Genomic DNA, 14,787 nt, shown 5'->3' with positions numbered 1-14,787 from the left:
CCCGCCTTCCTCTGCCGCCAGACCGACCTGCTGCTGGCCGCGGCCGCCACGGGCAAGCCCGTCAACGTGAAGAAGGGCCAATTCCTGGCGCCCTGGGACATGAAGAACGTGGTCGCCAAGATCACCCAGGCCGGCAATCCCAACGTTCTGGCCTGCGAGCGCGGCGTCTCCTTCGGCTACAACACGCTGGTGTCCGACATGCGAGCCCTGCCGGAGCTGGCGCGGATCGGCTGCCCGGTGGTGTTCGACGCCACCCACTCCGCCCAGCAGCCGGGCGGCCAGGGCGCAAGCTCCGGCGGCCAGCGGGAGTACGTGCCGGTGCTGGCCCGGGCGGCGGTTGCGGTGGGCGTGGCCTGCGTCTTCCTGGAAACCCACCCCGATCCCGAACATGCGCCTTCGGACGGTCCGAACATGGTGCCGCTGAGGGATTTCGAGCCCCTCATGGCCGAGCTGTTAGCCTTCGACACTCTGGCCAAACGGCGTGCGGCCTGAGGCCGGTGAGGCCGGCCGCCAGCACCGCCGGACGGCGGGTCAAGGCGGGTGCGGCTCTGCTCGCCACCCTGGCGGCCGGAGTGCTCGTGCTTTGCGCCTACGTCTGGCGCGGCGAGATCTGGCGCACCATGCTGGACCCCAAGCAGCCCTATCCGACCTACAGGCCGCCGCCTGCGCCGGACTATGCCGCGCCCTCCGCTTGGCTGCTGCGGCCCGCAAATTCCGCCCACGCGGCGGCGACAGATCCTGCGGCGGACATCTTCTTCATCCATCCCACCGCCTATGCGGGCGGGCGGGAGTGGAACGCGCCGATCCGTGACCCTGAGGCGGAGGCGCTGTTGCAGCGGGTGGTGCTGCCCAACTATGCCGGGCCGTTCCAGCGGGTAGGGCGGCTGTTCGCGCCGCGCTACCGGGCCGCCAGCCTGTTCGCCTACCTGACGCTGCGCGACGACGCCCGCGACGCCCGCCGCTTCGCCTATGGCGACGTGCGCCGCGCTTTCGACGCCATGCTGGCGCAGGACGCAGCCGACCGGCCGATCCTGATAGCTGGCGTAGGGCAGGGGGGAAGCCTGGCGCTTCGCCTGCTGCAGGAGCGCGTGCTGCGCGATCCCGCCGTGGTGAAGCGCATCGCCGGAGTATATTTGATGGACACGATCGTGGCCGCCGACGCTCTGCCGGCGACCGGCCCTATGGCGGCATGCCGCGAACGGGCGGAGGCCGGGTGCACCGTGGCCTGGGCCTCGGTCCCGGCCGCCGATCCGAGAAGAGGGGAGCGGCGGCTCGCTCGCGCTCTGACCTGGACGCCCGATGGACGGCTTACCGACCTGCGTGGCCGGCCGACCGTATGTGTGAACCCCCTGACCGGGGGGACCGACCAGCCCGCAGCCACTGCGAAGGTGAGCCGCGGGGCCGCCAACGCCACGGGGCTGGAATGGGGCGCCCGGCCGGCCTTCCTCGCGCATGAGATTTCCGCCGCGTGCCACGCCGGCCTGCTCCACGTGACTGCGCCCCTGGCTCCGTCGCTCCAGCCGACAGGCGGCCTCTTCCGCCGAAGAAGGCTCGCGCCGTTCAACCTCTTCTACGCCGATGTGGAGGCTGACGCGCAGGCGCGGGTCGCGGCCTGGGGCGGCGGGGCGCCCCTCCGGACGGCCGCGCCGCCAATCGTAACTTCTCAGGCGGTTGGGGGCGTCGCGGTGCACCGCATCGACTAGGCCTCCGTCGCCAGCCGTAATGCGCTATCCCGCTGCCGACCAGTCGCCGTCCGGTTGCCAGTCGAACAGGTGCTGCAGCACCCGCGCCGCCTGCCCGCGTGCGCTCTCCAGCTTCGGGTCGCGGGCGAGCAGGGCGCGGGCGTCCTTGGCGGCCAGCGGCAGCAGGTCACGGTGGGCGGCGGGGTCGGCGAAGCGGTAGTCGGGCAGGCCGCTCTGGCGCGCGCCGAGCAGGTCGCCGCCGCCGCGCAGCTCCAAGTCCTTCTCCGCGATCAGGAAACCGTCCTCCGTCTCGCGGAGAACCTCAAGCCGCGCCTGGCCCGTGGCGCTCAGCGGCGGATCATAGAGCAGGAGGCACGCGCTGGCGTCCGCACCCCGTCCAACCCGCCCGCGGAGCTGGTGAAGCTGGGCGAGGCCAAAGCGCTCGGCGTGCTCGATGACCATGATGGTGGCGGCGGGCACGTTGACGCCGACCTCCACCACCGTCGTCGCCACCAGCACCGACACCTCGCCGGCGGCGAAGGCGGCCATCACCGCGTCCTTCTCACCTGGCGGCATGCGGCCGTGCACCAGGGCGACGCCGGGACCCAGGGCCCGGGTCAGGTCTTCCGCCCGCCCCTCGGCGGCCGTCACGTCTAGCGCTTCGGAGTCGCTCACGAGAGGACATATCCAGAAGGCCTGGGCGCCGGAGCCTATGGCGCGGCGCAGCCGGCCCACGACCTCGCCGATCCGCGAGGTGGGGGCGGCGGTGGTGACCACCGGCTTGCGGCCCGGCGGCTTCTCGTCCAGGCGCGAGACGTCGAGATCGCCGTGGAGGGTTAGCTCCAGGGTGCGCGGAATCGGCGTGGCGGACAGGGCCAGCAGATGGACCGCATCGCCCTTGGCCTGCAGCCGTTTGCGTTCGGACACGCCGAAGCGGTGCTGCTCATCGATCACTGCGAGCTGGAGGCCGCCGAAAGCGACTTCGTCCTGGAACAGGGCGTGGGTGCCTACCGCCACCTGAACCTCGCCCGAGGCCAAGGCCGCGAGCTTGGAGCGCCGCTCCGCCCCCTTGTCGCGTCCGGTCAGCAGGAGCACACCGATCCCGGCGTCGCTGAGCGGCCGCTGCAACGTCTCATAGTGCTGGCGGGCGAGGATTTCGGTCGGCGCCATCAGCACTGACTGGCCGCCCGCCGCCGCCACGTCGGCCATGGCCAGCATGGCCACCACCGTCTTGCCCGAGCCTACGTCGCCCTGGACCAGGCGCGACATGCGCTGGCCGAGCGCCAGATCGCCGCCGATCTCGGCCAGGGTGCGCGCCTGCGCGCCGGTGAGCCGGTAGGGCAGGGCGGCCTGCATCCGTTGCGACATCTCGCTGGCGGGAACGGCTGGTGCGGGCTCGGCACGTCGCTCGGCCTTGCGCTGGACCATGGCGAGCTGATGGGCGAACAGCTCGTCATAGGCGAGCCGCCGTCGGGCCGGAGCGTCCGGCAGCAGGTCTGCGCCCATCGTCGGCGCATGCAGGGCTTCCAGAGCGGTGCGCCAAGCCGGCCAGCCTTCGCGGGCCAGCAGGTGGGGGTCGATCCACTCCTCCAGCTCAGGCGCACGCTCCAGCGCCGCCAGAGCCAGCCGGCGCACCGTGCGCGCAGCCAGGCCCGCGGTGGCGGGATAGACGGCCTCGTGCAGCGGCACCTCGCCGGCGCGCTCCGGGGGCACGAGGTAGTCGGGATGGACCAGCTGCAGCTCGGTGTTGAACCGCTCCGCCTTGCCGCTGGCGATGCGGTCGGCGCCCACTGGATGGCTGCGCTGAAGACTGTCGCCGAACACTTTGAACCAGCTCAGGAAAGCAAAGCCGGTCTCATCGGCCACCCGGATACGGTAGGGGTGACCGGCCCGGCCCGGCGGCTGGTGTCCATCAATGCGCACGCGCAGGGTGGCGACCTCGCCCTCCTGCACCTCGTCGATCCGCCGCACGCGCCGGTCCACCAGGCCCGTGGGCGACAGGAACAGCAGGTCGCGCACCCGCTCGCCCGCGAGCCTGGCCACCAGCGGGCGGAGCTTGGGGCCAAGGCCCTTAAGCACGTCAACGTCGGCGAACAGGGGGAACAGGATTTCCGGGCGCATAACGGGTGGGGTTTGAACCTGGTCCTTCGACGGGCTCAGGATGAGGTTTTCAGGGAGACGGGGCTGAGGGAGCAGGACCCTCTCCCCGGAGCTGTGTGCACCCGCTTCATTCGCCTCATCCTAAGCCTGTCGAAGGTCGAGGCGTGCCTCGCCGCGGCACACGGCTACGGCTTACCGCCCCAGGCGGCAAGGTCGCTGGCGTGCTTCCACGCGCAGCCTTATATCGCGCCCATGCCGGACACCGACGCCCACGCCGCACGCCTGCGAAAGCTGACGTTCCGCGCCAGCCGGCGGGGCTTCCTGGAGGCCGACCTCATCCTGGGACCGTTCGCACGGAACCACATCGCCGAGCTGGAGCCGGCAACCCTTGATGAATTCGAGCGCCTGCTCGACGTGCCGGACCAGGACCTCTACGGCTGGATCGTGGGGCTGAAGCCCACGCCTGACGAGTGGGAGACGCCGCTGGTGCAGCGACTGCGCGCCTTCCGCCTCGAAGCCTTCGCGGCTCGCACCGCCACCGCCTGATCTCGGAGTTTTCGTTGGACCTGTCACGGATCGCCACCGCCAAGGGGCGGCTCGATCTCGCCAGCGCGCCGGAGGGCTTCGACGCCCTGGTGATCGCCGAGCTGGCCCGCACCCGCAAGGATGCGACGCTGTTCGTCGCCCGAGACGCCTCGCGCGCCGACGCCTTCCTGGGCGCGCTGAGCTTCTTCGAGCCGGGCCTGAGCGTGCTGCGCTTCCCCGCCTGGGACTGCCTGCCCTACGACCGCATCAGCCCGTCGCCCAGCGTTGCGGCGGCGCGGATGGCGGCCTTGTCCCAGCTCGCCGCCCGCAAGCCCGCCGAGGGGCCGCTGCTGGTGGTGGCGACGCTGCCGGCGGTGCTGCAGCGCGTGCCGCCTCGGGAGGCCATCCGCCAGGCCAGCTACCAGGCGCGCACGGGCCGGGATGTGAACGTGGCGGAGCTGGAGCGTTACTTCGCCGTGAACGGGTATGTGCGCGCTTCGACCGTGTCCGAGCGTGGGGAATTCGCCATTCGTGGCGGAGTCATCGACGTGTTTGCGCCGGGCGCCGAGGAGCCGGTGCGGCTCGACCTGTTCGGCGACACGCTGGAAAGCATTCGAGCCTTCGACCCGGAGACCCAGCGCTCCACCCGCCAGCTTCACGCGATCGACCTGCTGCCGGTGTCTGAGGCCCTGATCGACCCGGACTCGATCTCCCGTTTCCGCAAGGGTTACGTCTACGCCTTCGGCAATCCGGGAGACGACCCGCTGTATGCTTCCATCAGCGAGGGCTCGCGCCGCGCGGGGATGGAGCACTGGCTGCCGCTGTTCTATCCGCAGCTTGAGACGTTGCTCGACTACCTAGGCCCTAACGCCCTAGTCGCGCTGGACAACCTGGCCGAAGAGTCGCTGGACGAGCGCTCGGCCCTGGTGACCGACGCCTACGAGGCCCGGGCCGAACAGGCCAAGGGCAAGGGCGGCGGGGTCTACAAGCCGCTGGAGCCTTCGAACCTCTACATGGACCGCGCCGATTGGGACGCGGCCCTGGAGGTGCGGGCGGTGCGCCGCTTCAGCGCCTTCAAGCGCGAGGCCTCGCCGGCTGTCGTGGACATGGGGGCCGCGGCCGGTCGCAGCTTCGCGCCCGAGCGGGCCCAGGACAGCGTCAACCTGTTCGAGGCGGTTGCAGCCCACGCCCTTGCTCTTGGCAGGGTGGGAAAACGTGTGCTGTTCGCCTCCTGGTCCGACGGATCGTCGGAGCGGCTGGGGACCATGCTGGCCGACCATGGCCTGAAGTCGGTCCGCTTCGCCAAGGACTATGCCGACGCCAAGGCCTATGGCGTGCCAGGCGCCAAGGGCAAGCCGCCCCAGCGCGTCGTGCTGCCGGTGGAGGCCGGCTTCGAGACCGCCGACCTGGCGGTGATCTCCGAGACCGACATCTTGGGCGACCGGCTGGCGCGGCCGCGCAAGCGCCGTCGCGCGTCCAACTTCCTGGCCGAGGCGACCTCGCTCTCGCCGGGCGACCTGGTGGTCCACATCGACCACGGCATCGGCCGCTACGAGGGGCTGAAGACGCTGCAGGTGGCCGACGCGCCGCACGACTGCCTGGACCTGACCTACGCCGGCGAGACACGGCTCTACCTGCCCGTGGAGAACATCGACCTGCTCACCCGCTACGGCTCGGAGAGCGAGGGCGTGCAGCTCGATCGTCTCGGCGGCGCGGCGTGGCAGTCGCGCAAGGCCCGCGCCAAGCAGCGCCTGCGCGACATGGCCGAGGGGCTGATCAAGATCGCGGCGCTCCGCGAGATGAACACCACCGAGGAGGTGGACCCGCCCGCCGGCGTGTTCGACGAGTTCTGCGCCCGCTTTCCCTATGAGGAAACCGACGACCAGCTGAACGCCATCGCCGACGTGCTGGGCGACCTCGGCTCCGGCAAGCCCATGGACCGGCTGATCTGCGGCGACGTGGGCTTCGGTAAGACCGAGGTGGCGCTCCGCGCCGCCTTCGTCATGGCCATGAGCGGGCGGCAGGTGGCGATCATCGGGCCGACGACGCTTCTGGCGCGCCAGCACTTCAAGACCTTCTCCGACCGCTTCGCCGGCTGGCCGGTCAAGGTGCGCCAGCTCTCCCGCATGGTGCCGGCCAAGGAGGCCGCCGAAGCCCGCGCCAAGTTGGCGACGGGCGAGGTGGAGATCGTGGTCGGCACCCACGCCATCCTCTCAGAGCAGGTGAAGTTCAAAGACTTGGGCCTTGTGATCGTTGACGAAGAGCAGCACTTCGGCGTCAAGCACAAGGAGCGGCTGAAGGCGCTCCGGGCCGGCGTGCACATGCTGACGCTGACCGCGACGCCAATCCCCCGCACCCTGCAGATGGCGCTGACCGGCATCCGCGAGATGTCGATCATCGCCACCCCGCCGGTGGATCGCCTGGCGGTACGCACCTACGTCACACCCCACGACCCGGTGACCATCCGGGAAGCCCTGTTGCGAGAGAAATACCGCGGCGGCCAGGCCTACTACGTGGTCCCGCGCCTGTCGGACCTGCCGGACATCGAGAAGTTCCTGCGCGAGCAGGTGCCCGAAACGAAGTTCATCGTCGGCCACGGCCAGATGGCGGCCATCCAGCTCGAGGAGGTGATGAGCGCCTTCTACGACGGCCGCTACGACGTGCTGCTCTCCACCACTATCGTGGAATCAGGGCTGGACGTGCCCACCGCCAACACCCTGATCGTGCACCGGGCCGACATGTTCGGCCTGTCGCAGCTCTACCAGATCCGCGGCCGGGTTGGCCGGGCCAAGGCGCGGGCCTACGCCTACCTGACCACGCCGGTGGAGAAGCCGCTGACGCCTGCCGCCGAGAAGCGCCTGAAGGTGCTGCAATCGCTGGACAGCCTGGGCGCCGGGTTCCAGCTCGCCAGCCACGACCTGGACATCCGCGGCGGCGGCAACCTGCTCGGCGAGGAGCAGTCCGGCCACATCAAGGAGGTGGGCGTCGAGCTCTACCAGCAGATGCTGGAGGACGCCGTCAGCGAGCTGCGCACCACCGGCGGCGCGTCGGAGCTGGTGGCCGGCCGCGGCTGGTCGCCCCAGATCAACACCGGCGCCTCGGTGCTGATCCCGGAGGCCTACGTGCCGGACCTGAACGTGCGCCTGGCGCTGTACCGCCGCCTGTCGGATGCCGAGAAGCTGGAGGACCGCGAGGCCCTGGCCGCCGAACTGATCGACCGCTTCGGGCCGCTGCCGCAGGAGGCCGACCACCTGCTGAAGGTCGTGGGCATCAAGGGCCTGTGCCGCCAGGCCAACGTGTCGAAGGTGGACGTCGGGCCCAAGGGCGCGGTGATCACCTTCCGCGAAGACACCTTCCCCAATCCCGCGGGGCTGGTCGCGCAGATGCAGAAGCGGGTGGGGGATTGGAAGCTGCGGCCGGATCAGAAGCTGGTGGTCAAGGGCGACTGGTCGAACGCCGATGCGCGGCTGGGGACGGCTGAGCGGATACTGGGCGAGCTGGCCAAGGTGGCGCTGGCAGCGTGAGTCTGTCTCCACGTCTAAACGCAGTTCGAGCGCCCGAGGCTGCGGGTTCTCATCTCCCCCTGCGAAGCGGGGGGAGGGGACCAGGCGAAGCCTGGTGAGGGGGCTCGTTGGCCGCCACGCGGAGATCGCGGCGCGCCGCGAGCCCCCTCCACCACGCTGCGCGTGGTCCCCCTCCCCCGCTGCGCAGGGGAGGATAAGGTACGTTGCGATCTTAAGGTGCGCTTTTCGCCTGCACCGGCGCCCCTGCGACCGCGGCCGGCTCCACCTGGAACCGCCAAGCGTTCGCGTCAATCAGGTAGGTCTGCGCCGCGGCCTGCACGTCCTCCACCGTCATCTTCCGGTATCCAGGGATCGAGCTCCGGATCAGCTCCAGCCGTCGGGGATCGTCCTGGGCGTCGTGGAGCATGGCGGACCAGTAGCCGTTGGTCTGCTGGGCGCGCTCGATGGACTCGATGCGGGGCTTCACCGCCCGCTGGAGCTCGTCGGCCGTGATCGGATGGGCTCGCAGGTCGGCTGTGATCTTGGCCACGTCGGCATAGAAGCCCGCGACCTTGGAGGGCGGCGTCTCCACCGCGGCGTAGATGTGGCCATAGCCCGGGAACACGTCGGACTCGCTGGCGCCCGCGGCCGGCGAATAGCTGGCGCCCTCGGCGATGCGCACCTGGTCCGTCAGCCGCAGCTGCAGCACCTGCGCGGCGATGTTGATGCGCCGGGCGCGCTGGGCGTCGGAGAGCAGGTCCGTGGCCGGCCAGCCCATATAGGCGATGGCCTGGTCGGCGCGCCCGTGATGCTCGCGGGTCACCGGCGCGGGGCTGGCGGTTGGGAAACGTACCTGGTCCTCGCCGGGCGGCACGGCCTCGGGCAGGCGGGGCGGAAGCGCCCCGAACGTCGCGCCGATGGCCTTGACCGCGGCGTCCACGGTGACGTCGCCTGTGACCACCACCTCGAGCGGACCGCGGATCAGCGCCGGACCGAGGAGCGCCTTGAGTTGGTCCAAGCGGGTAGCGCGCACCTCCGCCGGTTCGGGATAGCGCCAGCGGGCGTCTCCGTCGTGGGTCAGCGCGGGGAGATCCCGCGCCTCGACCCCTTGCGGCGTTGACGACAGCTGAGCCAGGGCCACGTTCAAGAGGCCCTGTGTGCGGGTGAAGGCCTCGGGCCGCCAGCCGGGCGAGGTCATGTAGGCGGCCAGCAGCTGCGCCTGCACATCCAGGTCCTGCGGGCGCGTGGCGCCGACCAGGGTGTAGGCGTCGTCGCCGACGCTCAGCCCCACCGCCGCAGTGCGGTCGGCCAGCACCTGCTGCACGTCCTCATAGGTCAGGTCGTCGAGGCCGCCGGTCACGAAGGCCGAGGTCGCCCAGTCCGGCGCGAGGCGGTCGCGCGGCAGCTCCAGCCGGCCGTGGCCGAAGTTGACGCTGACCTGCACTTGGTCCTTGCGGAAGGCGGTGGGCTTCACCGTCAGCTTCACGCCGTTGGCGAAGCGGACGAAGGTGACGCCGAGGTCCGCGACCGCGCGGGTCTCCACCACCCAGCCCGGCGCACCGAAGCGGGTGTGGGACCAGCTCAGCGTCCGGATCGCCGCGGGTGGGGAGGCGGGCTCGGTCTCAGCGACGTGGAAGGCGGAGGCCAGGCCGCCCTCGCCGCCGTCGATCGGCTCCGGCGTGGCCAGCGACACCAGCGGACCCGAGCCCTTGAAGGCGTCGCGGAGCGCCTGGCTCACCTCGGCTGCGGTGAGACCCTGGGTGAACCGGCCGAACAGGCGCAGATCCTCGTCCGGAGAGGTCGCCACCTCCTGGTTGTCGACGGAGCGGATCAGGTCCTCGGCGATGGCGGGGGTGCGTCGGGTCGCGGCGCCGGCGACGGCGTTGCGCAGCGTCACGCCGGTCTCGGTGACCTCGCGGTCCACCTCGGCCTGGCTGAAGCCGTACTGCAGCGCCTGACGCTGCATGATGGCGGCGGCCTGCAGCGCCTGGCGCCAGCGGGCAGGGCGGAACATCACCTGGACCTCGGCCAGCCGGGCGGAACGCTCCTGGTCGCTGCGGCCGGACGAGGCCCCCAGGAACGGCGGATCGGCCGAGTGCGCCGCCCGCTCGTAGCGCCGGTTCAGGGCGGCGAAGGCCAGGTTCTCCACGAAACCGCGGCGCTCCTTGGCGAGACTGTCAGGGGCGTCGTCGTGCGGGCTGGCCCAGGTGATCACCAGGGAAGGGGAGGCGCCGGGGCGCACGATCACCTGGATCGCCTCGCCGCGCTGCGCCACCTCCCCCAGATCAGGCGGCGGCGTCTCGGCGCCCACGCCGCGCCAGCCGCCGAACAGCCGCCGGATGTCGCCGCCCATGGCCACGGGATCGAAGTCGCCTACGGCGATCAGAGTCGCCCGGTCGGGACGGTAATTGGCGGCATAGAAGGCGCGAACCAGGGCCGGCGACGCGGTCTGGATGACAGACACCTTGCCTATCGGCAGCCGGTCGGCGATGAGCTGGCCCTTCAGCTCGAAGGCCAGGCGCTGCTTGGTCACCTCGTAGTCCGGGGTGTCGCGCAGCCGCTCCTCGGACAGCACTACGCCCCGCTCGGAGTCCAGCGCCTTGGGCTGAAGCAGCAGGCCGCTCCCGACATCGCTCAGCAGCGTCAGGCCGACGTCCAGGGTCTTCGGATCGCCCTGGGGCAGATCCAGTTGGTAGACGGTGTCGGTGAAGCCGGTGCGCGCATTGGTGTCGCCGCCGAAGCTCAGGCCCACCCGCTCCAGCATCTTGACCATCTCGCCGTTGGGCGCGTGGACCGAGCCCTTGAAGGCCATGTGCTCCAGCATGTGGGCCAGCCCCTGCTGGGCGTCGCTCTCCTCCAGCGAGCCCGAGCCGATTCGCAGGCGCAGCGACACCTGCCCCCTGGGCGTCTCGTTGTGCATCAGCGCATAGCGCATGCCGTTCGGCAGCACGCCGAAGCGCACCGACGGATCGGCCGGCAGGTCGCTGTAGCCCTGTGGCCAGACCTTGTCGCGCAGGGCGGGCGGGGGTGCGGGCGCTGCGGGAGCGCCGGAACTCTGGAGAAGCACCAGGGCGGCGCCGGCGGCGAGCGACCGGCGAAAGGTTCGGGGCATGCAGGACCTGGACTGGATGGCGGCGTGCGATCAGGAAGCGCCTGGGGGGCGCCACAAACGCTTAGGCGCGCCATTCCGGCTTTTTGACGTTGCAGCGGCGCGGGGGGCTCAGCCTTTGCCCGCCAGCCGTTCGATCTGGCGCTGCATCGCGTCCAGACGGCTCTTCATCTCGGCCAGCGTCTCCACGCCTCCATCTTCGGGCGCTGTCGAAGGGGTCGGAGGAGCAGGAGGTGCGGCGGCTCGGCCGGTTGTCTCCTCAGGCCGGACGTAAGAGAATGGCGTGAAGATCTTCATGGCCCTGTCGAACAGCAGCATGTTCTGGCGCACCTGTTCCTCGAACAGGCGGTAGCCGTCGCCGCCGGGGAAGGACGGCTTGGCGAAGCCGCTGCCGACCGCGCCGCCCACCCGGTCGCGCAGGGTGTCCTGCTGCTTGGCGAAGGCGTCCAGCGACATCTCCAGATAGCCCGGCACGAAGGCCTGGACCTGATGGCCGTAGAGCTTGATCAGCTGGCGCAGGAACTGGATCGGCAGCATGTTCTGGCCGGAGTTCTCGGCCTCGAAGATGATCTGGGTCAGCACCTGGCGGGTGATGTCGTCGTTGGTGCGCGCGTCGTAGACCACAAAGTCCACGCCCTGCTTCACCATCTCGGCCAGGTGCTCCAGGGTCACGTAGGAGCTGGAGCCGGTGTTGTAGAGACGCCGGTTGGCGTACTTCTTGATGACGATCTGACCGCTGTCGCCCCTCGGCTGGGGGGGCGGCGCAGGTTGATCCAGCCTGTCGTCGTTTGGGCCAGTCTCCGCCAAGCTCACCTCCACTGATCGCCGTCTGTCTGAGCCATCTGCCTGGCGCGGCGCTAGGATCACTATAGTGACCAACGCGGCGTGTCCGCCAGCGCTCTCCTCCACTATGGGCGGGTTCAAACAGGGCGTGACCCTGCCTGCCGCCTATGCGAGACAAAGACAAACGGCCGCAGCCCTGAAGTCTCGGCCAGCCGGAGACCTCTTCAATGCCTGACATCGTCATCGCCTCGGCGGCGCGCACGCCGGTTGGCTCCTTCAACGGCGCGCTCTCCGGCCTGCCGGCGCACGACCTCGGCGCCCTGGCCATCAAGGCGGCGTTGCAGCGTGCGGGCGTCGAGGCCGCCGAGGTGAACGAGGTGATCCTGGGCCAGGTGCTGCAGGCGGGCGCGGGGCAGGGGCCGGCGCGTCAGGCGTCCATCAAGGCCGGCGTGCCGGTGGAGGCGCCGGCCTGGAGCCTGAACCAGCTCTGCGGCTCCGGGCTGCGGGCGGTCGCGCTGGCCTACCAGCAGGTCGCCGGCGGCGACGCGGACGTGGTGGTGGCCGGCGGCCAGGAGAGCATGAGCCAGTCGCCTCACGCCGCGCACCTGCGCAACGGCCGCAAGATGGGCGACCTCAGCATGGTTGACACCATGATCAAGGACGGCCTGTGGGACGCCTTTCACGGCTACCACATGGGCAACACGGCGGAGAACATCGCCTCGCGCTGGCAGATCACCCGCGAGGACCAGGACCGGTTCGCCTCAACCTCCCAGAACCGCGCCGAGGCTGCCCAGAAGGCCGGCCGCTTCGCCGACGAGATCGCGCCGGTCACCATCGCCGGGCGCAAGGGCGACACGGTGGTCGACAAGGATGAGTACATCCGTCCCGGCTCGACCTACGAGGCCATGGCCGGGCTCAAACCCGCCTTCGACAAGCAGGGCTCGGTGACGGCGGGCAACGCCTCTGGCCTGAACGACGGCGCCGCCGCTCTGGTGATCATGACGGCGGAGGAGGCCAGCCGGCGCGGCATCACCCCGCTCGCCCGCATCGCCAGCTGGGCCAACGCCGGCGTGGACCCCGAGATCATGGGCACCGGTCCCATCCCGGCCAGCCGCATGGCGCTGAAGAAGGCCGGCTGGTCGTTCGAGGAGCTGGACCTGATCGAGTCCAACGAGGCCTTCGCCGCCCAGTCGCTCTGCGTCGTTCGCGAGCTCGGGCTCGATCCCGCCAAGGTCAATGTGAACGGCGGCGCCATCGCCATCGGCCACCCGATCGGCGCTTCGGGCGCACGCATCCTGACGACCCTGCTCTACGAGATGAAGCGCCGCGACGCCGCCAAGGGCCTGGCCACCCTTTGCGTGGGCGGCGGAATGGGCGTGGCGGTCTGCGTCGAAAGACCTTGATCGCGCGTTGAGCGGTCACACGCGGGCGCCAGACCCGCTGCAAACGACTGGGATTGGAAGAGAGATGGCCAGAACGGCATTCGTCACCGGGGGCACGCGCGGCATAGGCCGGGCGATCGCCGAACGCCTGAAGGCGGACGGTTTCCGGGTGGCGGTGGGCTATGCGGGCAACGAGGAGGCCGCCAAGGCCTGCGCCGATGAGGTCGGCGCCGTGGTGGTCAAGGGCAATGTCGGCAACTTCGACGATTGCGTGCGCGCGGTGAAGGAGGTCGAAGACAAGATCGGGCCGATCGAGGTGCTGGTGAACAACGCCGGCATCACCCGCGACGCCATGCTGCACAAGATGACGCCGCAGCAGTGGAACGAGGTCATCTATGTCAACCTCGCCTCGATCTTCAACATGAGCCGGCAAGTCATCGAGGGCATGCGCGAGCGAGGCTATGGCCGCATCATCAACGTCTCCTCCGTCAACGGGCAGAAGGGCCAGATGGGGCAGACCAACTACTCCGCCGCCAAGGCCGGGGTGATCGGCTTCACCAAGGCCCTGGCCCAGGAGACGGCCAACAAGGGGATCACCGTCAACGCCGTGGCGCCGGGCTACATCGACACCGAGATGATGTCCGGCATCCCCCAGACTGTGCTGGACAAGATCGTGGGCTCCATCCCTGTCGGCCGGCTCGGGCGGGCCGAGGAGATCGCCGCCTGCGTCGCCTTCCTGGCCCGCGAGGACGCCGCCTTCATCACCGGGTCGACGGTGACGGCGAATGGCGGTCAGTACATGCTGGGCTGAGGGCGTAGCGGCTTGGACACAAGGCGCCGTACGGCCTAAACGCCGCACGCCCCTGTCCCAAATCCGCCCCAGTCTGCTCCCATCCGGACGGTGATGTTTTCGCGTGTAAGGGTCGTGTCCGGCGCCTGCTTCGGCCTGGCGCTCTGTTGCCATGCTTCCGCCAGTGCGGCTGAGCCGGCCAGCCTGCGGGACTTCCTGTTCGGTCCGGCCGCCAAGCTGGGGGCCGACATCTCCCTGCCGGCCGTCGCCCGCTATGAGTCCGAGCGTGGGGAAGGGTTCGTGCTTGATCGGTCTGGAGGGCGCCGTGCGGTCCTCAAGTTCGACGACAGCGGCGAGCTTTGGGCCCTGACCGCCTCGCCGGGGCCTCGCGGGGACGTGATCTACCGCAACGACGTGGGGGAGGCGGTGCTGCGCGCCACGCGCCTGGGGGGCCTGACCTTGTTCACTCCCGACGTTCCCGCCGGCACGGCCGCCGCGCCCCTGGGCGCGGTGCAGTCGCTGCGGCCCGCCCAGATCTATGGCCCGGAGGCGCTGTTCCAGGTGCTGCTGCAGGCGGAGGCGAGGGCCAATCGCGCCGTCCAGCACATCATCGTCTTCGACGCCGCCGACGCCAATGTCTCTCCAGGTTCAGAGCCGCTGTTCGCCGACGCCTTCATCCTCACCGCCGACGCCATCGTGCACGTGAGCGGCCGTGGCCCTCCCGGTCATGCGGCGGCTTCGCACGTGGTGAAGGTGCGCTTCGTGCAGGGGCCGGGCGCCGCGGCCGTGCTGGTCGGCCGGATGGTGCAGATCACCGTGGCGCCGGACATGGGCGTGGCAGGCCGCCCTTCCTCGGAACGGATCGCGGCGGCGATCTGGCGTCATTGACGACGTTCAAGAGGCGCTAAGCTCC

10 protein-coding genes are annotated in these 14,787 nt (G+C 70.3%); 7 read left to right on the top strand and 3 right to left on the bottom strand.

Going from position 1 to position 14,787, the window contains the following annotated elements; translation table 11 throughout:
- Window positions 1–492, top strand: a 492-nt coding sequence (gene kdsA, locus HUV06_RS04310; protein ID WP_174300039.1) for a 3-deoxy-8-phosphooctulonate synthase, incomplete at its 5' end; no start/stop codon positions are given.
- A 5-nt stretch (window positions 493–497) separates the two neighbouring features.
- Window positions 498–1,703: a DUF3089 domain-containing protein gene (locus HUV06_RS04305; protein ID WP_254600870.1), complete on the top strand. Its 1,206-nt coding sequence runs from the start codon at window positions 498–500 to the stop codon at window positions 1,701–1,703.
- A 24-nt stretch (window positions 1,704–1,727) separates the two neighbouring features.
- On the opposite strand, the gene recG is transcribed toward HUV06_RS04305, so the two are convergent.
- Window positions 1,728–3,803 carry an ATP-dependent DNA helicase RecG gene (gene recG / locus HUV06_RS04300; protein WP_174300038.1) on the bottom strand — a complete coding sequence of 692 codons (2,076 nt, stop codon included), beginning with the start codon at window positions 3,801–3,803 and terminating at the stop codon, window positions 1,728–1,730.
- Between the two features lie 231 nt (window positions 3,804–4,034).
- Between recG and HUV06_RS04295 the strand changes: the two genes are divergently transcribed.
- A complete protein-coding gene (locus HUV06_RS04295; RefSeq protein WP_174300037.1) occupies window positions 4,035–4,328 on the top strand; it encodes a succinate dehydrogenase assembly factor 2 in 294 nt (97 codons plus the stop codon).
- A 14-nt stretch (window positions 4,329–4,342) separates the two neighbouring features.
- Window positions 4,343–7,831 (top strand): transcription-repair coupling factor, encoded by a 3,489-nt coding sequence (gene mfd, locus HUV06_RS04290; protein WP_174300036.1) that lies wholly within the window; start codon window positions 4,343–4,345, stop codon window positions 7,829–7,831.
- A 211-nt stretch (window positions 7,832–8,042) separates the two neighbouring features.
- Here mfd and HUV06_RS04285 read toward each other — a convergent pair whose 3' ends face one another.
- Both HUV06_RS04285 and phaR read right to left on the bottom strand, forming a co-directional pair.
- Window positions 8,043–10,922 carry a pitrilysin family protein gene (locus HUV06_RS04285; RefSeq protein WP_174300035.1) on the bottom strand — a complete coding sequence of 960 codons (2,880 nt, stop codon included), beginning with the start codon at window positions 10,920–10,922 and terminating at the stop codon, window positions 8,043–8,045.
- 108 nt (window positions 10,923–11,030) lie between these two features.
- Window positions 11,031–11,696 carry a polyhydroxyalkanoate synthesis repressor PhaR gene (gene phaR, locus HUV06_RS04280; RefSeq protein ID WP_174300041.1) on the bottom strand — a complete coding sequence of 222 codons (666 nt, stop codon included), beginning with the start codon at window positions 11,694–11,696 and terminating at the stop codon, window positions 11,031–11,033.
- 233 nt (window positions 11,697–11,929) lie between these two features.
- Between phaR and HUV06_RS04275 the strand changes: the two genes are divergently transcribed.
- From HUV06_RS04275 to HUV06_RS04265, 3 genes are all read left to right on the top strand, one after another.
- Entirely contained in the window at window positions 11,930–13,105 is a 1,176-nt protein-coding gene (locus HUV06_RS04275) for an acetyl-CoA C-acetyltransferase (protein ID WP_174300034.1), read from the top strand.
- Between the two features lie 64 nt (window positions 13,106–13,169).
- Window positions 13,170–13,895 carry an acetoacetyl-CoA reductase gene (gene phbB / locus HUV06_RS04270; protein WP_174300033.1) on the top strand — a complete coding sequence of 242 codons (726 nt, stop codon included), beginning with the start codon at window positions 13,170–13,172 and terminating at the stop codon, window positions 13,893–13,895.
- Window positions 13,896–13,988: 93 nt separating this feature from the next.
- On the top strand, window positions 13,989–14,762 hold the full coding sequence (locus HUV06_RS04265) for a DUF4908 domain-containing protein (protein WP_174300032.1): 774 nt from the start codon (window positions 13,989–13,991) through the stop codon (window positions 14,760–14,762).
- Window positions 14,763–14,787: the final 25 nt, after the last annotated feature.

Origin of the sequence: Caulobacter sp. S45 (assembly GCF_903642205.1) — a bacterium.
Classification (GTDB): Bacteria; Pseudomonadota; Alphaproteobacteria; order Caulobacterales; family Caulobacteraceae; genus CAHJWH01.
Note: the sequence above shows the minus strand (reverse complement) of the source record. Positions and strands in the feature narration are given on the sequence as shown.